Source organism: Sphingomonas sp. IC4-52 (assembly GCF_020707225.1).
Taxonomy (GTDB): domain Bacteria; phylum Pseudomonadota; class Alphaproteobacteria; order Sphingomonadales; family Sphingomonadaceae; genus Sphingomonas.
On record NZ_JAJFEU010000003.1, the window covers coordinates 63,392 to 83,314 of the forward strand.

The 19,923-nt window shown below is 64.9% G+C and carries 15 protein-coding genes; 11 read left to right on the forward strand and 4 right to left on the reverse strand.

What is annotated here, in order from left to right; translation table 11 throughout:
• Window positions 1-71: 71 nt before the first annotated feature.
• On the forward strand, window positions 72-3,557 hold the full coding sequence (locus LK535_RS09290) for a glycosyltransferase (protein ID WP_227771633.1): 3,486 nt from the start codon (window positions 72-74) through the stop codon (window positions 3,555-3,557).
• 64 nt (window positions 3,558-3,621) lie between these two features.
• On the opposite strand, the gene dnaA is transcribed toward LK535_RS09290, so the two are convergent.
• Both dnaA and LK535_RS09300 read right to left on the reverse strand, forming a co-directional pair.
• Complete coding sequence (gene dnaA, locus LK535_RS09295) at window positions 3,622-5,049, reverse strand: chromosomal replication initiator protein DnaA (RefSeq protein ID WP_227771634.1); 1,428 nt, start codon at window positions 5,047-5,049, stop codon at window positions 3,622-3,624.
• A gap of 424 nt (window positions 5,050-5,473) precedes the next feature.
• Entirely contained in the window at window positions 5,474-6,439 is a 966-nt protein-coding gene (locus tag LK535_RS09300) for an MDR/zinc-dependent alcohol dehydrogenase-like family protein (protein ID WP_321576551.1), read from the reverse strand.
• Window positions 6,440-6,540: 101 nt separating this feature from the next.
• Between LK535_RS09300 and LK535_RS09305 the strand changes: the two genes are divergently transcribed.
• Window positions 6,541-7,029 (forward strand): DUF1003 domain-containing protein, encoded by a 489-nt coding sequence (locus LK535_RS09305; protein WP_227771635.1) that lies wholly within the window; start codon window positions 6,541-6,543, stop codon window positions 7,027-7,029.
• Window positions 7,030-7,036: 7 nt separating this feature from the next.
• Here LK535_RS09305 and LK535_RS09310 read toward each other — a convergent pair whose 3' ends face one another.
• Complete coding sequence (locus tag LK535_RS09310; RefSeq protein WP_227771636.1) at window positions 7,037-7,633, reverse strand: histidine phosphatase family protein; 597 nt, start codon at window positions 7,631-7,633, stop codon at window positions 7,037-7,039.
• A 194-nt stretch (window positions 7,634-7,827) separates the two neighbouring features.
• Between LK535_RS09310 and LK535_RS09315 the strand changes: the two genes are divergently transcribed.
• The 8 genes from LK535_RS09315 to LK535_RS09355 all read left to right on the forward strand — a co-directional run bounded on the left by LK535_RS09315 (window position 7,828) and on the right by LK535_RS09355 (window position 17,725).
• Entirely contained in the window at window positions 7,828-8,946 is a 1,119-nt protein-coding gene (locus tag LK535_RS09315; protein WP_227771637.1) for an NAD-dependent epimerase/dehydratase family protein, read from the forward strand.
• The gene (locus LK535_RS09320; protein ID WP_227771638.1) at window positions 8,943-10,034 is read left to right on the forward strand and encodes an SDR family NAD(P)-dependent oxidoreductase; all 1,092 of its coding nucleotides are present in this window, start codon (window positions 8,943-8,945) and stop codon (window positions 10,032-10,034) included. The genes LK535_RS09315 and LK535_RS09320 overlap by 4 nt, the downstream gene beginning before the upstream one ends.
• Before the next feature lie 23 nt (window positions 10,035-10,057).
• Window positions 10,058-11,161 carry a glycosyltransferase family 4 protein gene (locus LK535_RS09325; protein WP_227771639.1) on the forward strand — a complete coding sequence of 368 codons (1,104 nt, stop codon included), beginning with the start codon at window positions 10,058-10,060 and terminating at the stop codon, window positions 11,159-11,161.
• Window positions 11,158-12,270, forward strand: coding sequence for a glycosyltransferase family protein (locus tag LK535_RS09330; protein WP_227771640.1), 1,113 nt, complete (start codon window positions 11,158-11,160; stop codon window positions 12,268-12,270). Before LK535_RS09325 ends, LK535_RS09330 begins: the two co-directional genes overlap by 4 nt.
• Window positions 12,267-13,355: a glycosyltransferase family protein gene (locus LK535_RS09335; RefSeq protein WP_227771641.1), complete on the forward strand. Its 1,089-nt coding sequence runs from the start codon at window positions 12,267-12,269 to the stop codon at window positions 13,353-13,355. The genes LK535_RS09330 and LK535_RS09335 overlap by 4 nt, the downstream gene beginning before the upstream one ends.
• A complete protein-coding gene (locus LK535_RS16925; RefSeq protein WP_321576552.1) occupies window positions 13,352-15,451 on the forward strand; it encodes a bifunctional glycosyltransferase/UDP-glucuronate decarboxylase in 2,100 nt (699 codons plus the stop codon). The genes LK535_RS09335 and LK535_RS16925 overlap by 4 nt, the downstream gene beginning before the upstream one ends.
• 11 nt (window positions 15,452-15,462) lie before the next feature.
• Complete coding sequence (locus LK535_RS09350; RefSeq protein ID WP_227771642.1) at window positions 15,463-15,618, forward strand: hypothetical protein; 156 nt, start codon at window positions 15,463-15,465, stop codon at window positions 15,616-15,618.
• Window positions 15,619-15,766: 148 nt separating this feature from the next.
• A complete protein-coding gene (locus tag LK535_RS09355) occupies window positions 15,767-17,725 on the forward strand; it encodes a PAS domain-containing sensor histidine kinase (protein ID WP_227771643.1) in 1,959 nt (652 codons plus the stop codon).
• 95 nt (window positions 17,726-17,820) lie between these two features.
• On the opposite strand, the gene LK535_RS09360 is transcribed toward LK535_RS09355, so the two are convergent.
• Window positions 17,821-18,900 carry an alkene reductase gene (locus LK535_RS09360; RefSeq protein ID WP_227771644.1) on the reverse strand — a complete coding sequence of 360 codons (1,080 nt, stop codon included), beginning with the start codon at window positions 18,898-18,900 and terminating at the stop codon, window positions 17,821-17,823.
• A 65-nt stretch (window positions 18,901-18,965) separates the two neighbouring features.
• Here LK535_RS09360 and LK535_RS09365 point away from each other — a divergent pair, with 65 nt between their 5' ends.
• Window positions 18,966-19,880 carry a DMT family transporter gene (locus LK535_RS09365; RefSeq protein ID WP_227771645.1) on the forward strand — a complete coding sequence of 305 codons (915 nt, stop codon included), beginning with the start codon at window positions 18,966-18,968 and terminating at the stop codon, window positions 19,878-19,880.
• The last annotated feature ends 43 nt before the right edge of the window (window positions 19,881-19,923 follow it).

The window sequence follows — 19,923 nt, forward strand, 5'->3', positions numbered from 1 at the left end:
ACGTGCGGGCGCCAACACCTTAGCAGGCGGTGATGGGCGGCCCTTGCGGCAGGGATGGAGTTTGGGGCGGGATGGACGGGCCGATCATCGTTCCGCGCGATCATGACCGCGTTCTCGACCTCTCTCTTCCGCCGGCGTTCCAGGAACTCCTTCGAGGGACCGCCCGGCCCTGCACGCTGATCATTTCGTATGTGAGTGAGGACGGCACTCAGGTCCTCGTCGGCACACACGAATTTACCGCCGGGGAGGCGCGGGTGCCCCCTCCGATTGTCCGCAAGCGGCTTCCCGCACCTCCACCGGGCCTGCATGCCATTCGGTTGGTCCTAGACGGTGACGATTGTCAGGGCTTGGCCGACGTACCCGCACTGGCGGCCGATCTCGCCGCGTTTGCGGCCGGTTCTATCCTGTTCGGCGATATGCCGCACCCGTTTCGCGCCGGCCTCTCCGAAGTTTTGCCGATCACCGTTCGCAACGATTCCCCGTACGCATGGACGGGCGAAGTGACCTTGCGGATAGATCTGGGCGGCCACATCAAACGAGTTCCCCTGCCGGAAACCGTACCACCGGGCGCCGAGCGAACCTTCGACATTGAGATCGACGTCCCACAGACCCCCGGCGAACATTCCCTGCTCTGTTCGCTCATCCTGGCCCCCTCACTCCCATTCACGCGCGGGCGCACGTTCAAGCCGGCGCGAGGCAGCATCCGCATTGCCCCACACGAAGCGACGGATCCCGCCTCGTCCACGGCTCAGTGCCGCATCACGCTAGCGCCTCCACCGGGCGCCTATCTGCCTGGGTCGGCCATCACCCTGCTCGCCACGGTCGAGAACAAGGGAGCCACCCGAATCGAAGCCGCAGATCCCGGCGGCATTCGCCTGCGCGCGCGCTGGCGCCGGATCCCGCCCACGACCGTTCCGATCCGCGATGCCGTAACCGTTCTGCTGCCCTACCCGCTGGAGCCCGGCAACTCGTGCATGGTGGCGCTCGACGCGACGGCCCCGATCGAACCCGGCGACTATCGGGTCGATGTTACTGCCGAACTGATTGGCCTCGGCACACGACTGGGCCCTGATCACTGCCAGAGTCCGCCGATCCCCGTTTCCATTGCCGATGCCGAGCTGCTCGACAAAGCCGTCGAACGCCAGCTTCGTGACGAGGCCAATTGTGCCGACGAACTGGCGACGCGGACGGCCTATCGGGATTGGGCGTTGCATTGCGACACCTTTACCGACGCCGCTGATTGCGCTGCCGCCACTGGTCTTCACGACTGGCCACTCCACCCCAGCGTCGGCGTGCTGCTGCCGAACGATACGCCCACCGACGTCGCTGAGGACGCCTACAGCTGGCTGATGTCCCAGCCCTACCCGGCTTGGCACCTCTTCACGCCCGATGTTGATGCGTCGGCCCCGCCTACAGACCTCATCTTACACTGGGATCCCCGAACCGGGCGCCTCGCCGATCACGCGTTGATCTTCCTGGCTGGCGCTTTCGTGCGCAATCCAGCGCTCGCCTGCGTCTATGCGGATTTCGACCACATCGACGAAACCGGGCGTCACAGCCGCGTCTTCCTTCCGGGTCCCGATCCATTTTTCGCCCGGGCACAACCTGAGATGGCTACCCTTGTGGCGGCCCGGCCAAGCGCCTTTGCGACCGCCGGCACATCCCTGAAGGATCCGGATTGCGGCGTTCGCCTGCTGACCGATCTATCGGAAGCAGTGATCGCGCATGTTCCCGAAGTGCTGTTCCACCGGCGCGCGGTACCAGCGTTTTACGAGCAGCAGCAGGGATCCGTGCGCGGGCACTGGCGCCGCACGAAGATGCACGACACTCCGGGCTATGCCGTTCATGCCCGCGTTCCCGATCCAGCGCCCAGGGTCGCGCTGATCATCCCCACCCGTGACCGGCTTGATCTGATCGCTTCCTGTATCAGCTCGGTCCTTGATCGGACTGCCTATCCATCCTTCGAGCTGATCGTCGTCGACAATGGTTCGGAGGAGCAAGCGACGCTCGATTATCTGCGGTGGCTCCAGGCTGAGGGGTTGGCCCGCGTGTTGCGCGATGACGGCCCCTTCAACTGGTCTCGCCTGAACAATCGTGCGGCGGCGATGACGGACGCGGAAATCCTCTGCTTTCTCAACAACGATATTGAGGTCACGTCGGAACGCTGGTTGGCCGAACTGGTCGGACTCGCCAGCCAACCCGAAGTGGGGGTGGCCGGCCCTACCCTGTGGTTCCCCGACGGGACCATGCAACATGTGGGAGTCGTCTTCTCTTCCCGCGGCAGCCCGCTTCACCCGTTTCGCGCAGCGCCGCGGGGCACCGCGCCGTTCTACCTCCGGTCGCTTCGCACGCAGCCAGCCGTAACCGGCGCGTGCCTCGCCGTGCGTCGATCAGTGTTCGAGGCGATAGGCGGCTTCTCAGAATGCTTCCCGCTCGGCTTCAACGATGTGGATTTCTGCATGCGTGTGAAGGAGGAGCTCGGCCTTCGCTCGGTCTGCACGCCGACCGCCGAATTGCTTCACAAGGAAAGCGCTTCGCGAGGGCGCTTGCGCAGCGAGAGCGATCACGCGCGCTTTCTCCACGATCTCGCGCTCTTTGAAGGACGCCATCTGGAAACAGCGCTCGCGAACCGCTGGGCGGCGACCGTTGCGCACGAAGCTCGTCGCGGCGCGCCCCTCACCATGGTTGCACGTCGCGCCCCCGGTGCAAGATCCGCCGCACGGCGATACCGCCAGATGGCAGCGCCCAGGATCACCTTTATCCATATTCCCAAGACTGCGGGGACTGCTGTGCGCCGGGTGCTCGAGCGAGCACTTCCTGATCGCGCCGTCGTCAGCATCGGCGCGCGCGCCGTGGTGGAAGGTCAGGCTGGCGACCCTGCAACGGCGGCCCGCCTCGCCCCGCTGCTACGCGATGCAGAGATACTGATATCTCACGTCAGCCATGGATTTGGCGAGGCGATCGGCTGGCCTTGTCGTTATGCCACCATTCTGCGCGCACCGCGGGATCGGGTTCGCTCCCACCACCGCTTCTTGATCGCTCCGCCGAATGCGCCCTTGCGGGACACGCCATTCGCCAACTGGTCGACCGCGCAGTTGCTGCGCAAGGGGATCATTCCCGGCAATCTCATGCTGGCCAGAATCCTCGGCGCACCGCCAGAGCCGGTTCGCTGGCCAGCGATCGACGGCCGCTTTCCGCGCTACGCAGGGTTCGGCCTTCCCTCGGCCTTGTGGCGCCGCGGCTGCGATGAGCTCGCCGCCGCGCCGGACGTGATGCCGGACCATGATGAGTCAAAGGTCGCTGCTGCCCTCGCGATCATCAAACGCGACTTCGTGTTTGTCGGCATTCAGGAGCGGCTCGACGATCATCTGGCGCAATTCGGTCGGTTGATCGATCTACCGGATATTGGCGGCGTTCCGCAGATCAATGTCGCCCGGGGAGCCGACCCCATGTTTAGCGCTGAGGACGTTGAGGCGATCGATGCCTATAACGCCCTCGATCGCCTGCTTTACGACGCGATAGTGGCTCTTCCGGGCGGGCTATTTCTCGCGAGCTGACCCGCAATCCGGCAAGCTCCGCCTCGGCGGTTCGCCTGCCACTCCCCCGGAGAACGCGAAAGCCTCAGCCCTCGAGTTCGCGCATCAACGTGCGCACCGCGCCGTCGACTTCGCGGTCACTGTCCCGCAGCTCCTCGATCCGGCGCACGGCATGGATCACGGTGGAATGGTCGCGCCCGCCGAACTTCCGGCCAATCTCCGGAAGCGAGCGCGTGGTCAGCCGCTTGGAAAGGTACATGGCGATCTGCCGCGGCCGTGCCACCGCACGCGCCCGGCGTGCGGAGATCAGGTCCATCGGCTTCAGATCGAAATGGGTGGAGACCAGCTTCTGGATTTCGTCGATCGTTACCCGCCGTTGGCTACCGCGCAGCACGTCGCCGAGCGTCGTGAGTGCAAAGTCCAGGTCGATCGTCTCTCCGGTCAGCTGCGCATAAGCGACGACCCGGTTCAGCGCGCCTTCCAGCTCACGGATGTTGCCGGTGATTCGGGCCGCGAGCATGTCGAGGACATCGCACGGCACCGTCGTGTCGGTCAGGTCCGCCATCTTGCGATCCAGGATCGTGCGGCGCAGCTCGAGCGAGGGCGCCTTTATATCGGCGACCAGGCCGATCGCCATGCGCCCGATGATGCGCTGCTCGATACCATCCAGTGCCTGGGGGCAGCGATCAGCGGAGATCACCAGCCGCTTTCCTGCTGTCATGATTTCGTTGACGGTGTGGAAGAACTCTTCCTGGGTCGCGTCCTTGCCCGCGATGAACTGCAGATCGTCGATCAGCAGGAGATCCGCCGAGCGAAGCCGTGCCTTGAACGCAAAGGTATCGCGGGCGCGCAACGCGGCCACGAAGTCGAACATGAAGCGTTCGGCCGACATTGCGATCACACGGGCACCAGGCACCGCGGCCATGAAGGAATGGCCGATCGCATGCATGAGATGGGTCTTGCCCTGGCCTGTCCCCGAATGGAGGAACAGCGGGCTGAACCGCACCGGGCCGGGCTCCGCCAGCGCCTTGGCCGCATTGAACGCCACTCGGTTCGATGCATCCACGACGAAGCGCTCAAAGGTGTAGCGCGCCTCCAATGCCGGGCGCTCAACGTCCGAACCGCCGATATGAGCTCCTGCCGCTCCGCCGCCTGAAGCGGCAGGAGCCGCTACTACTGGCGCGGGAGCCGCAGCTGGCGTCATCGTGATCACGGCCGGGGCCTCACGGGCCGGGGCGGTCTCGATGGTTACGGCGCGAACGTGCGGCAGGACCGCGCGAAATTCATGGAAGAGACGGTCGGCGTAATGGCTGCGGACCCAGTTCGTCATGAATGCCGACGGCAGGGTCAGGCTGACGCGGTCATGATCACCGCTGTCGCCCAACTGCATCGGCTTCAGCCACTGATCGAACAGCCGCGCACCGGCGGACTCGCGCAGGTTGGTCCGCACCCGTGCCCATGCCCGTGCCAAATCGTCCCCATCATCTGGCACCACAAACTGTGACAACGGCACGCACACCTTTCCTAGGGCCACGACGCACGTCGCGACCACAGATCAACAATGCAAAACTGTCCCCCGATGTGGCCCCCGCCACGGTCGGCTACGACGATGGTTCGTTTGAGCGCCTCAGGCAGAACGTGCCGTGGCGACTGCCCGAGGTTTAGGAACAGGGCCGTGAGTCGATCAAGTCCGGCCCCTGCCACATTTCCGAAATATACCGCCTTGACTCGATCCCGGCCGCGCAAATCCGTCAAAAAAAGTGATAAGGTACTGAATGGGCTGGTTAAAACGCGACCCGACCTACGTTGCGGGCGGCGCGAATCGCGGATGATCCTAGGATTCTTGATCGGGCGCTACGCGGCGCTTCAGGCGACCCGCAAGGGCCCGCAGCGGCCCTATCGAGCTAAGCTATTGAAGCGCCGTGCACCGCCAGTTTTCAGGCCATGGTAACCAGCGCTTTAACGAATCCGCCGGGCTTGTCCCGGGTGGCGGTCAGAGCCTCCCCGAGTCGGTCGAGCGGGTATCTGCCGGTGTAGAGCGGCGTCGGATCAAGCCGCCCGCTGGCAACGAGATCGACCGCCTCGCGCAGGCCGCGCATCTGCACCGCCGGGTCGCGCTCATGAGCATTGACGACGTCGATCCCCTTCCAGTTCCAGTTCTGGACGTTCACCTGCCGCGGGCCGTCCTGATGATAGCCGGCGATCACGAGACGCCCGCCGAACCCGATCAGCTCACCCGCGAGGTCGAGCGGCCATTGCTTGCCGACTGCTTCGATCACCCGCGGGCAGAAGCTACCGCCGGTCAGTTGCCCGACCTCGCCGATGATCTTGTAATGATCGATCATCGGGATCGTCACCTCCGCGCCGAACTGACGGGCCAGCTCCAGCGATTCGTCGCGCCGGGAAATGGCGATGACCCGCGCGCCCGCCTCGCTCGCCAGACGCGTCAGGATTGCGCCAAGAAAGCCGATGCCGATGATCGCCACCCACTGCCCCGCCTCAACCTGGGCACGACGAAAAATGTTGACCGCACAGGCGATTGGCTCCCCCGGGAAGGGCTGGCCTTCCAACGCCGCCGGAAGCGGCACGACCTTCTCGACCGGCGCCACGTCGTAGCCAGCGAAGGCGCGTTCGGACAGCATCGCGACCCGCGTGCCGACCGCCAGATCGGCGTCCTGCCCGACCGCGTCCACAACCCCCCATGCTTCGTGCCCCAGCCCGCCCGGCGCGCCCGGCCAGCTTGACCACGGCTGTCCCTCCCACGGCTCGACATTGGACGCGCAGACGCCGCATCCTTCGATGCGGACCCGCACTTCTCCAGGGCCGGGTTGCGGCACGGGAACCTGGTCGACGCTGATGGCGCTCGGCCCCTGGAGTACTGCCGCCTGCATGAATTCGGTCACGTTTTTCCGCCTTTCGCACAATGATGAATGATCGATCTTGGCGCTCTGCGCGTTGCCGCGGGCATGTACGCCGGGATGATGCCACGATGACCGACGCTCAGATGACGCGCACGCTGCGCGACAACATCGAACGTTTGAGCGCGCGCGCCGAGCGTCAGGCGAAGCACGCGCCGGCCGGCGATCGGATCGCAGACGCGATCACGCGCTTTGCAGGCTCGATGCGCTTCGTGGTGCTGCACGCGCTGCTCTTCGGTGGCTGGATCGTCTGGAATTTGGGCTGGATCCCGGGGCTCAAGCCCTTTGATCCGACCTTTGTGGTGCTTGCGATGGAAGCCTCGGTGGAGGCCATTTTCCTCTCCACCTTTGTACTGATTTCTCAGAACCGGATGTCTGCGGCGGCGGACCGGCGGGGTGATCTCGATCTTCATATCTCGCTGCTGGCCGAACATGAACTGACCCGCCTGGCGGGCATGATCGAACGGATTGCCGACAAGATGGGCGTCGGCAGCGATCCGGAAATAGAGGAAATCAAGCGCGACGTTTCACCCGAACAAGTGCTCGACGTTCTTGAGGAAAAAGGCACCGGTTGACCTGCCATCACGCCGCTTGAACATTGAGCGACAACAGTCGTCCGCCCCACTCGCCGACAACCAGGCTGGTGATCGAGCCCGGATCGACATCGAAAAACAGCATCCGGTCCAGCGAGAGCCCGAGGTAATGCGCCACCACGCCGCGGATGATGTCGGCGTGTGACACGCAGACCACGCTCCCGGACCATGATTGCCGTCCCAGCGCGTTGAGGTGCGCGACCGCGCGGCTCACCGCGTCCGTCATCCGCTCGCCGCCGGGTGTCTGGGCCTGCGAACGGGCGCTGTTCCAACGAGTCCAGTCGGGATCTCCGTCCAGATCGGCGATCACCCGGCCGGTCCAGTCGCCAAAGTCGAGTTCATCGAGCGCCTCGACGATCTCAGGCTCTGTGCCGCACACTGCCGCAATTACCCCCGCCGTTTCGCGGGTGCGCCGCTGCGGGCTGCTCTCCACATGCACCACCTTCTGTGATCCGAGCCGCTCGGCTGCCCATGCTGCCTGGGCCCTGCCGATTGAGGCCAGTCCATCATCACCGCCACGCCCGGTAAGCACCCGTCCGGCATCAGCATGCGCGCCGTGCCGCACGAGATGGATAATCGTGGTCAACCAGCCCCCCACCGCATCTTTGTTGAAGATGCCGCCTGAACGGGCGGCGCGCTTCCTCGTTCCACCTAAGCCTGCACGCAGGCCGCCCGCAAATCGTATCGCTTCGGGAACAAAGGGTAGATGAAGATGTTCCTGCTTCCGTGGGGCCGCTCCTAAGCGGGCGGAAAACCAGAACAAACACGAAGCGGGGACTGATGAGCGAACATATTCTGATCACGGGCGGCGCCGGATTCATCGGCCGCTTTGTCACTGAAGAATTGCTTCGCCGCGGCCACCGCGTGCGTATCCTCGACAATCTCCTCCCGCAAGTCCACGGCGACAGTGGTGCCCGCCCGGGGAACCTTGCGCCAGAGGCGGAGCTGATCGTCGCCGACGTGCGCGATGGGGATGCCGTTGCCAAAGCGCTGAACGGGATCGACAGCGTCGTCCACCTCGCCGCTGAGGTCGGCGTCGGACAGTCGATGTACGAGGTTGAACGCTACACCTCCGTCAACGACGTCGGAACGGCCGTGCTGTTCGAGCGGCTGATCGACAAACCTGTCCGCCGGGTCGTCACTGCCTCCTCCATGAGCATCTATGGCGAAGGTCTGTACCGCGACGCCGACGGCAATCTGGTGGAGGATGCCGCGCGCGGGATGATCCGCGATGGCCAGCGGCAGTGGGATCCGACCGACGCGCAAGGTCGCCCGCTCGTCCCCGTCGCCACGCCGGAGACCAAGCGCCCGGCGCTCTCCTCGATCTATGCGCTCAACAAATATGTGCAGGAGCGCACAACGCACATCATGGGCGCGCCCTACGGTATCGAAAGCGTCTGCCTGCGGCTGTTCAACGTCTATGGCCCCGGCCAGGCGCTCTCCAATCCCTATACCGGCGTGCTTGCGATCTTTGCCTCGCGCCTCCTGAACAAACAGCGCCCGATGGTGTTCGAGGATGGCGAGCAGCGCCGCGATTTCGTCCATGTCGGTGACGTCGCTCGCGCCTTTGCCGAGGCGCTGTTCCTGCCCGAGGCAGTTGGCGGCACGTTCAACGTCGGCTCGGGCAAGGACCGCTCGGTCACCGAGGTGGCCGAGGCACTCGGCCGCGCTATGGGCCAGAATGATGCGACGCCCGAGATCGTCGGCAAGGCGCGCGTCGGCGACATCCGCCACTGCTTCTGCGATACTTCATTGGCGGAGCAGCAGCTGGGCTTCCGCGCCACCGCCGATTTCGAGACCGAGCTTGCCGTGCTGGCCGATTGGGTTGCGCAGCAGACCGCCGAGGATCGCGTTAGCCAGGCGCGGGCTGAACTCGAAAAGCGCGGTCTGGTCGCATGACCACCGACCCTCACGCCCGCGACGGTCGCCCGATCCTCGTCACTGGCGGGGCCGGCTTCATCGGCAGCAACATCGCGCATCGGCTGGCGCGCGAAGGGCACAATGTCATCGTCTATGACGCGCTCGTTCGCGAGGGCGTTAGGCGGAACCTCGAATGGTTGAAGTCGAGCCACGGCGACAAGATCGACGTGCGGATCGCCGACATTCGCAACGAGGCCGCGATGACCGATGCGGTCCAGGCGTCGCAGGCGGTGTTCCACATGGCGGCACAGGTCGCCGTAACGACCAGCCTCGTCGATCCGCGCGACGATTTCGCGATCAACATCGCCGGCACGCTCAACGTGCTGGAGGCCGCCCGCTTATCGCCGCAGCCGCCAGCGGTTATCTTCGCCTCCACCAACAAGGTGTACGGCGATCTCGCCGACCTCGCCTTTGACGAGACGGCAAACGGCTACCAACCGGTTGATCCGCTCGTGAAGGCGTATGGCATTGGCGAGGCCCGTCCGCTCGACTTCCACACGCCTTACGGCTGCTCCAAGGGGGCGGCAGATCAGTACGTACTCGACTATGCGCGCAGCTACGGCGTGCCCGGGGCGGTGCTGCGGATGAGCTGCATCTACGGTGAGCGCCAGATGGGTACCGAGGATCAGGGCTGGGTCGCCCACTTCCTCATCCGAGCGCTCGAAGGTCGTACGATCGACATCTACGGCGACGGTCATCAGGTTCGCGACATTCTCGAAGTGAGCGATGCCGTGGACACCTATCTTGCGCTGTGGCGGCAGATCGATCGCTACAGCGGGCACGTCTTCAATTTGGGCGGTGGACCGAACAATGCCGTCAGTCTGCGTACCGTGCTGGCGGAGATCGAGGCAATCGTTGGTCACCCGATCGATCTGCGGTTCGGTGATTGGCGCGCGGGCGACCAGCGCTATTTCGTCGCGGATCGGCGCTCGGCCGACGCGGCGCTTGGCCTTGCCAAGCCGGCCGATTGGCGAAGCGGCCTGCGTCGCCTTGCCACTTGGCTCTCGGCCGAGCGCAACCTGCCGCTCGGCGCGGCGCCGCAGCCCACCCTGAAGGTGGCGGTGTGACGCACCGCTTACGCCGAATTCTGATGACGGTTGATGCGGTGGGCGGCGTCTGGCGCTACGCCGTTGATCTGGCGGGGTCGTTGGCAGAGTCTGGCATTGAAACGGTGCTGGCGGTGCTTGGCCCCACCCCATCCGACGTTCAGCGCGCGGAAGTGGCGGCCTTGCGCCGGGTGACGCTGGTGGAAACAGGCGAACCGCTCGACTGGCTCACCGATGATGCCGTCGCCGTGCGGCATGCCGCCGCCACCGTCGCGGCCCTCGCCATCCGCCACCGCGCTGATCTGATCCACGTGAACCAGCCAGCGCTTGCCGCCGGGCTGACGGGCGATCTTCCCGTGGTGGTCGTAGCACATGGTTGTGTCTCCACCTGGTGGGAAGCCGCACGACCGCGAACACCGCTCGATCCGGGCTTTGTCTGGCATCGTGCGCTCGTCGCCGAAGGGCTTCGCCGCGCGACCTGCGTAGTGGCGCCCAGCGAAAGCTACGCGAGGACGGTCGCTCGTTATTATGGTCTGCCGGTGCAGCCGATCGTCGTGCACAACGGCCGGGCGCCAGCGCCGCTCACGGCGGCGCCCATGCGCCACATCGCCTTCACCGCCGGCCGTCTCTGGGACGAGGTAAAGCGCACGCCGCTCCTCGATGCCGCTGCCGGGCGCCTCGCCGCGCCGCTTTATGCTGCTGGCGCAACCCGTGCGCCACATGGCGCCTCGGTTCCGGTGGAACATCTCCACCTTCTGGGGGAGCTGACGCCGGACGGCATGGCCGCCATGCTGGCCGCACAGCCAGTCTTCGTCTCTGCCGCATCGTTCGAGCCGTTCGGCCTGGCGGTGCTGGAGGCAGCTCAGGCGGGCTGCCCCCTCATCCTGTCCGATATCGACACCTTCCGGGAGCTGTGGGACGGCGCCGCGCGCTTCGTCGCCGGCGATGATCCCGCCGCCTGGGCAGACGCCATCGCGCAGGTGATGAGTGACGATACCGAACGCGCCCGTCTCGCTGATGTCGCTATCGCACGCGGCTCGCATTTCACCGTCAGCGCCACGGCGAAAGCGATGCGCACGCTCTACGCCGAAGCGGCAGCCGCCGTCGGCAAGTCCCCGGCCAGCACCAAGGAGAGGGTCGCGGCATGAAGATCATCTATTTTACCCACAGCTTGGCCTCCTGCTGGAACCACGGCAATGCCCATTTCCTGCGCGGCGTACTCAGTGAACTGGTGGCGCGGGGACATGACATCGTCGCCTATGAGCCCGAAGGTGCATGGAGTCTTGCCAACCTTCTCGCCGACCATGGCGAGGCAGGGCTGGCGGCCTGGCGCAGCAGCTATCCGGAGCTGACCGCCTCCACCTACGATCCGGCGACGCCGGTCGACCAGCTGACCGATGGCGCCGATCTCGTCATCGTGCATGAGTGGAACGATCATGCGCTCGTCGCCGCGCTAGGGGAGCAGCGCAAGCGGGGCGCGCGCCACACGCTTCTGTTTCACGACACGCATCACCGCGCGGTGAGTGAGCCCGATGCGATGCGGGCTTATGACCTCACCGGCTATGATGGCGTGCTGGCGTTCGGCGAGACGCTGAGCGAAATCTACCGGGGCTGGGGCTGGGGCAAGCGCGTCTGGACGTGGCATGAGGCGGCCGATCTGCGCCGCTTCCATCCGCCCGAGATCGAGGGGGAGCGGAGCGGCCTCGTCTGGATTGGCAATTGGGGCGATGGCGAGCGGACCGAGGAACTGGAGCAATTCCTCTTCGCACCCGCGCAGCAGGCAAACCTACGGCTCGACATCTACGGCGTCCGCTATCCGGCCGAGGCCCTGGAGACGCTCGACCGCTATGGCGTTCGTTACCATGGCTGGGCGCCCAACGCCGCGGCGCCGAACATCTTCGCGCAACATCTGGCCACCGTGCACGTGCCGCGCCGCTATTATTCCACCATCCTACCCGGCATTCCGACCATCCGCGTGTTCGAGGCGCTGGCCTGCGGCATTCCCCTGGTATCGGCACCATGGGATGATGCGGAAGGCCTGTTCAGCCCCTGGCAGGATTATCTGGTCGCCCGCGACGGCGCGGAAATGACCCGCCATCTCACCGCCCTGCGTGACGATGCCGGCTTGCGCCGCTCGCTCGTCCAGCACGGCCTCGCCACTATCAAGGCGCGCCACAGCTGCGCGCATCGTGTGGATCAGCTGCTCGCTATCGTTGCCAGCCTGCGCACGCCCGAACAGACAAAGGATGCCGCATGAAGATCGCCTTCTACGGATCGAGCCTGCTGTCCTCCTATTGGAACGGTGCCGCCACCTATTACCGCGGCATCCTGAAGGCACTGGCGGCGCACGGTCATCAGATCACCTTCTACGAACCCGACGCATTCGACCGCCAGGCCAATCGCGACATCGAGCCGCCCGAATATGCGACGTCGATCGTCTATCCCGCGACTGAGGAAGGCCTTCGCTCGGTTCTCGCAGAGGCGCGCCATGCCGATGTGGTGGTGAAGGCGAGCGGCGTCGGCGTGTTCGATGCGGAGTTGATCGCCGGCATCGTCGAGCATGCGCGCCCCGATGCGCTCAAGATCTTCTGGGATGTCGACGCCGCCGCCACCCTGGACGAGATCCGCGCCGATCCCGAACATCCCGTCCGCGCCGCTCTGCCGCAGCTCGACATGGTGCTAACCTATGGTGGCGGCCCGCCCGTCGTCTCTGCCTATGAGGCGCTTGGCGCGGCACGTTGCATCCCGGTGTACAATGCGGTCGATCCCGACACGCACCACCCCGTTGCGCCCGACGATCGCTTCGCCTGCGACCTTGCCTTTCTCGGCAATCGCTTGCCCGACCGCGAGGCACGCGTAGAGCAATTCTTCCTCGCTGCCGCGGCGGCGCTGCCTGAGCAGAGCTTCCTAATTGGTGGCAGCGGCTGGCACGACAAGCATATGCCGTCCAACGTCCGCCATCTCGGGCATGTCGGCACAGCGGATCACAATGCCTTCAACTGCACGCCGCGGGCGGTGCTGAACATCGCTCGCGATTCGATGGCGGCGGTGGGCTATTCGCCCGCCACCCGCGTGTTCGAGGCTGCCGGTGCCGGTGCCTGCCTCATCACCGATTACTGGGAGGGCATCGAGCAGTTCCTGATCCCCGGGGAAGAAGTGCTTGTCGCGCACACTGGGCAGGATGTCGCCGATCTCCTCGCCGATCTCACCACCGAACGCGCCCGCGCCATCGGCGATGCGGCTCGCCGCCGCGTCCTGGCCGAGCACACCTATGCTCTGCGCGCGCGCCAAGTGGACGAACTCCTGCGCGCCCATGTCGAACAGGCGAAGGTGGCTGCATGAAGCTCGTCGTCCTTGGCCTCAGCCTAGGCTCCTCCTGGGGCAATGGCCATGCCACCACCTGGCGAGCGCTCCTGTCGGGCTTCGCCGCCTGCGGCCATGATATCCAGTTCCTCGAGCGAACCGTTCCCTGGTACGCCGGCGATCGCCGCGACCTGGTCGATCCCGATTTCTGCCGGCTCGATTACTATGCCGATCTCGCCGATCTCGAGAACTGGCGCGACACCATTGCCGAGGCGGATGCGGTCCTCGTCGGCTCTTACGTGCCAGACGGCGTAGCGGTCGCGAAGTTCGTGCAAGGCACCGCAACAGGTGTCACCGGTTTTTACGACATCGACACCCCGGTTACGCTCGCGAAGCTGGAACGCGGAGATTACGAGTATCTCTCGCCCGAGGTGATCCCCGACTTCGACCTGTATCTGTCCTTCACCGGCGGCCCGACGTTGGACCGGATCGAAAGGCAGTATGGCGCCAAGGCGGCTCGCGCACTCTACTGCACGGTGGATGCGCAGCGGTACCAGCCGCTCGACACCTCCAAGCGTTGGGCGCTGTCCTATCTCGGCACCTACAGCCCGGATCGCCAGCCGACACTGGAAAAGCTGCTGATCGAGCCGGCGCGCCGCCGCCCGGACCTGCAGTTCGCCGTCGCCGGGCCGCAATATCCCGACGACATCGACTGGCCGGCCAATGTCACCCGGATCGATCACCTGCCGCCGGCCGATCACCCGGCCTTTTACAGCGAATCGCGTTTGACGCTGAACGTGACCCGAGCCGACATGATTGCTGCCGGCTGGTCCCCCTCAGTGCGCCTGTTCGAGGCTGGCGCTTGCGGCACGCCGATCCTGTCCGATCGCTGGGACGGCATCGACGACCTGTTCAAGCCGGGCACCGAAATCATGCTGGCAGACACAACCGAACAGGCGCTCGCCGCGCTCGATCAGGATGCCGCCGCGCTCGGCGAGGCCGCCCGTGCCCGCGTGCTCGCCGCTCATACCGCGCAGCACCGCGCTGCCGAACTCGAAACCTATCTCACGGAGGCCGCGAGGCCCCGCCCCAACAGGAGCAAGCCCAGCATGGATCGTTCGGAGACCCGCGACACCACCGGTCCGATCACCCTTGTTGCCGGTGGCGCGGGCTTCATCGGATCGCATCTGTGTCAGGCGCTTCTTGACCGCGGCGAGAGGGTCCTTTGCCTCGACAACCTGCAGACATCGCGCCCGTCGAATCTGGATGATCTCATCGATCACCCACGCTTCAGCTTCATCAAGGCCGACGTGATCGACAAGCTGCCGGCGACGGTGACGGACCTGACGGACCGGATCACGCGCGTCTACAATCTGGCCTGCGCGGCCTCGCCGCCTCATTATCAGGCGGACCCGGAGCATACGATGCTGACGTGCGTCCTGGGCACCGATCACCTGCTGCGCTTGGCGGAACAGTCCGGCGCCCGCTTCCTCCTTACCTCCACCAGCGAGGTGTACGGCGATCCAGAAGTGCACCCGCAGCGCGAGGATTATCGCGGCGCCGTCAGCTGCACCGGCCCGCGAGCCTGTTACGACGAAGGGAAGCGCGCTGCCGAGGCGATGGCGCTCGATTTTGCGCGACTTAATCGTGCTGACGTCCGCATCGCGCGCATCTTCAACACCTACGGTCCGCGGATGCACCCGGATGACGGACGTGTGGTATCGAACTTCATCTGTCAGGCGCTCTCGGGCGACACGCTGACCGTTTATGGGGACGGCAGCCAGACGCGGAGCTTCTGCTACGTCAGCGATCTTGTGGACGGGCTGATCCGCCTGATGGACAGTGACACCGTCGGATCGGAACCGGTGAACCTGGGCAATCCCAACGAGTTGACGGTGGGCGATCTGGTCACGCGCATCGTCGCCATGACCGGCACGAAGGGGCGGATCGATTATCAGCCGCTTCCCGTGGACGACCCGCGCCGTCGCAAGCCCGATATTACCCGCGCAAAGCAATTGCTCGGCTGGGCTCCGCTCGTTCCACTTGAAGATGGCCTGTCTCGGACCTGCGCATGGTTTGCGGAGGAACTGCGTCAGACGGATCGAATGCCGCTGCTGTCGGTTGCCGCTGAATAAGGAGAGCGGCCATGGACAAGCACGGCACCACCGAAACGAAGCGCCCGAACCTGTCGACCGAGCACCAGAAGGATGGCGATGCGATGCGGCCGTCCGAAACGCTCGACAAAGGGCGGAAGAACGAACAGACCGTGGAGCGCAAAACGTCGCTGACGAAGAACGAATAGCGGTTTTGGGTTCGCAAATCCGGGATCTTGCAGCTGCGGCAGCTGCTTGGTCCGCGGTTGAACGGTTCCGCGGAAAAGCGCGGTTTATTAATCAGTAACCCGCCATTTTTATTGCGGAATTGTTGCCACACCCATAGGCCGGGTTCCAATGAGTGCGACCCGCAACCAGCACCTGCTCGCGATGGAAAACGAGCGTCGTTTTCAGCTCCTGCTGGATGCGGTGAAGGATTACGCAATCTACTTGCTAGACGCGGATGGTTTCGTCGTCAGCTGGAATGCGGGGGCGCAACGCTTCAAGGGCTATTCCGCCTCCGAGATCATTGGCGAGCATTTTTCCCGTTTCTACACGCCGGAGGACCGCGCGATCGGTCTTCCCCTCCGCGCGCTGCAAACTGCGGCTTTGGAGGGCAAGTTCGAAGCTGAGGGTTGGCGAGTTCGCAAGGACGGACAACGCTTCTGGGCCAATGTCGTCATTGATCCCGTCAAGGACGAAACCGGCGCTTTGATCGGCTACGCCAAAGTCACTCGTGACATCAGCCAAAAGAAGGAAGCGGAACGCGCACTGTTCCGCAGCGAGCAGCAGTTCCGCCTGCTCGTCCAAGGCGTGCGTGACTACGCCATCTACATGCTCGATCCCGATGGAAACGTGTCCAGCTGGAACGCAGGGGCGGAAGCAATCAAGGGATATCGCGCCGAGGAGATCGTCGGGCACCACTTCTCCCGCTTCTATACCGAGGGAGACAGGGAAACCGGCGAACCTGCCAAGGCGCTTCGCACCGCCCTTCTCCAGGGCACGTTCGAAAAGGAGGCACTGCGCGTTCGCAAGGACGGGACAACCTTCTGGGCGCACGTGGTGATTGATCCAATCCACGACGACGCGGGCGTGCTGACTGGCTTTACGAAGATCACCCGTGACGTCACCGAGCGGCGTCGTGCCCAGGAGGAGCTGGAAACCGCACGCGAGGCATTGGCGCACAGTCAGAAGATGGAAGCCATCGGCCGCCTGACGGGTGGCGTGGCCCATGATTTCAACAACCTCCTGACGGTTATTCGCTCATCGGCAGACCTTCTGCAGTTGCCGAACCAGACCGAAGAGAAGCGACAGCGATACATCTCGGCGATTGCTGAAACGGCCGATCGCGCGGCGCAGCTTACCGGCCAGTTGCTGGCCTTCGCGCGCCGTCAGCCACTGGAGCCGGAGACTTTCTGCGTCGGTGAGCGCGTTCGCGGTCTTGAACGGCTGATCATCACCACCGTTGGTTCGCCGGTCTCCGTGAAGATCGAGATCGAGGAGGCTGTAGGTTCCGTCACCGCCGATCCGAACCAGTTCGAATCCGCGATCCTCAACATGGCCATCAACGCAAGGGACGCCATGCCGCAAGGTGGGGAGTTGCGGATATCGGCACGCAACGTGCGCCATGTTCCGTCCGTTCGCCGGCACGCGGCGATCGAGGGCGAGTTCGTCGCGGTGGACATCACCGACAACGGCACCGGGATGGATGCTGAAACCCAGGGGCGCATCTTCGAACCCTTCTTCACCACAAAGGAAGTGGGCAAGGGCACCGGGCTTGGCCTTAGCCAGGCTTATGGCTTCGCCAAACAGTCAGGCGGTGAAATCAGCGTACAAAGCCGTTTTGGCGAGGGTAGCACGTTCACCATCTATCTCCCTCGTGCCACCGCGCGCGCTGCGCCTGATCGGGCCGGGTCAACGCCGGCGCAACTACGCGACGAGCTGCCAACGCAGCGGGTGTTGATGGTGGAGGACAATGAGGTGGTCGGCCGCTTCGCCCTCGCGCTGCTGGAGGAACTCGGCCAGTCGACGGTTTGGGCCACCAACGCCGAATCCGCGCTGAGGACGATGGAGTCGCAGAACGGCGCCTTCGACTTGGTGTTCACCGACGTGGTGATGCCCGGGATGAGCGGGGTCGAGCTCGCCAAGGAAGTGGAACGTCGCTGGCCGAATTGCCGCGTCGTGCTGACCAGTGGCTATAGCCATGTGCTGGCGGAGGAAGGAAACCATGGTTTCCCGCTGCTGCGAAAGCCGTATTCGCTGGAGCGGCTGATGGAGGTGCTCGGCGTCAGCGGAAAGGAAACTGCGCAGGCCTGAGGCCGTGCGGGACGCCATTCATCGCCGTTCGCACAGCGAGATAGCGGGCACCAAATGCTGCCCCGCCGCTATGACGGGGCAGCCACCCACTAGGCTCAGGCCGCGGCCTGCTCCTCGTAGGACGGATAGTCGATGTAGCCTTCCGGTCCCTTGGAATACCAGGTCTTGGGATTGTCCTGCGCCAGCGGGGCGCCGGCACGCAGGCGTTCGACCAGGTCCGGATTGCCGATGAACGGGCGACCGAAGGCGATGGCGTCGGCGAGCCCGGAGTCCAGATCGGCCTGGGCCTTCTCCAGCGTGTAATCCTGGTTCAGCACCAGCGGGCGCGTGAACACCTTGCGGATCTGCGGACTCAGCTTGGGCACCGTGGTCGCCCCGAACGTGCCGTCGGGCGCCTGCTCACGCAGCTCAAGGAAGGAAATGCCAAGCTCGTCCAGCACCTTGGCGGCCGGAATGAACACGGCTTCGGGATTGCTGTCGTCGGCGCCCTGGGTCTCGCCATTGGGCGACAGGCGGATGGAGGTACGCTCGGCGCCGGCTACCGCAATCACCGCTTCCACCGCTTCCTTCATGAAGCGGATGCGATTGTCCGGCGAGCCGCCGTAATCATCGTCGCGAAGGTTCGTGTTGTCGCGCAGGAACTGGTCGATCAGATACCCATTGGCGCCATGCAGTTGCACCCCATCGAAACCGGCGGCCAGTGCGTTGCGAGCAGCCTGGGCATATTGTTCGATAGCTTCCTTGATCTCATCCAACGTCGCGGCGCGCGCCTCACCATAGGGATTCTTGGCCGGGTTCGGATAGGGCGCGCGGGTGGCGGAAGCCGACAGCGGCTGCAGCTTGTTCACATCCGGCCGCGCCAGCCGGCCCTGGTGCCACAACTGCGCAATGATCTTGCCACCGGCTTGGTGTACCGCCTCGGTGACTGGCTTCCAGGCTTCCGTCTGCGCTTCGTTCCAGATGCCCGGCGCGTTGGGCCAGCCCAACCCCTGGCGGCTGATGCCGGTCGCCTCGGAGATGATCAGGCCGGCGCCGGCGCGCTGGCGGTAATATTCGACCATCATTTCGGTCGGCACGTGATTGTCGTCGGCCCGGGTACGGGTCAGCGGCGCCATCAGCACGCGGTTTGCGGCCCGAATGGCGCCCAGTTCGATGGGATCGAATAGGCTTGGCATTTCAAACTCCCCTTCCGTTTCACTTTGCTACGGGACTTGCCCGACTTAGGTGGTTACGGGGCAGCATGCACGAGGGACCCGCCCCAAGAAAAGCTACATCACGCCCAAGCGGCGGAGCGCTGGCCTTTGCCGCTTTGATCGGCGGCAACGTCGCGCTTGCCTTCGGGCCCTGGTTTGTCCGCCTGACGGATGTGGGCCCAGTAGCGGCGGGGTTCTGGCGGATCGGCCTTGCGACTCCACTCCTGCTGGGACTCGCCTCTCTTACCGGCGGTCGTCCGATCGCAAGCGCCCGCGGGCTTGGCTGGGTGCTTGCCGGCTCCGGGCTCCTGTTCGCTGGCGATCTCGCCAGCTGGCACGTCGGGATTCATCAGACGAAGCTCGCCAACGCCACTTTGTTTGGCAATGCTGCCACCTTCGTGTTTCCGCTCTACGGCTTTCTCGTGGCGCGCGCCTGGCCGACACGGATGCAGGGGCTGGCGCTTGGGCTGGCTGCGGTTGGTGCGGCATTGCTGATGGGGCGCTCCTATCAGCTTGATCCGCAGAACTTCGTCGGCGACCTGCTCTGCCTGGTCGCGGGGATCCTCTACGCTGGATATTTCATCCTGATGGCGCGGGCACGGGCCAGCATGGCGCCCCTGCCCGCCCTTGGCCTGTCGTCAGCGGCAACGGTCCTGCCACTCCTCTTCGCCGCGGTGCTGCTTGGAGAGCGCATCTGGCCGCAGCATTGGGGGCCGCTGATCGGCCTCGCCGTGTGCAGCCAGGTGATCGGCCAAGGCTTGATGATCTATGCCCTGGGCCGGTTCAGCCCTCTTGTGATCGGCCTCGCGCTGCTGACGCAGCCGGTGGTGGCGGCAACGGTTGGCTGGCTTGCTTATGGCGAAGCGCTCGGCACAGCCGATTTCGTCGGAGCCCTGCTCGTCGCCATCGCGCTGGTGCTGGTGCGCATCGCGCCCGAACGTCGCGCGGCTATCTCGGACTGAAGCGGCACTCGCGGCTCTCCGCCCGGGTTTCAGCAACAGGGAA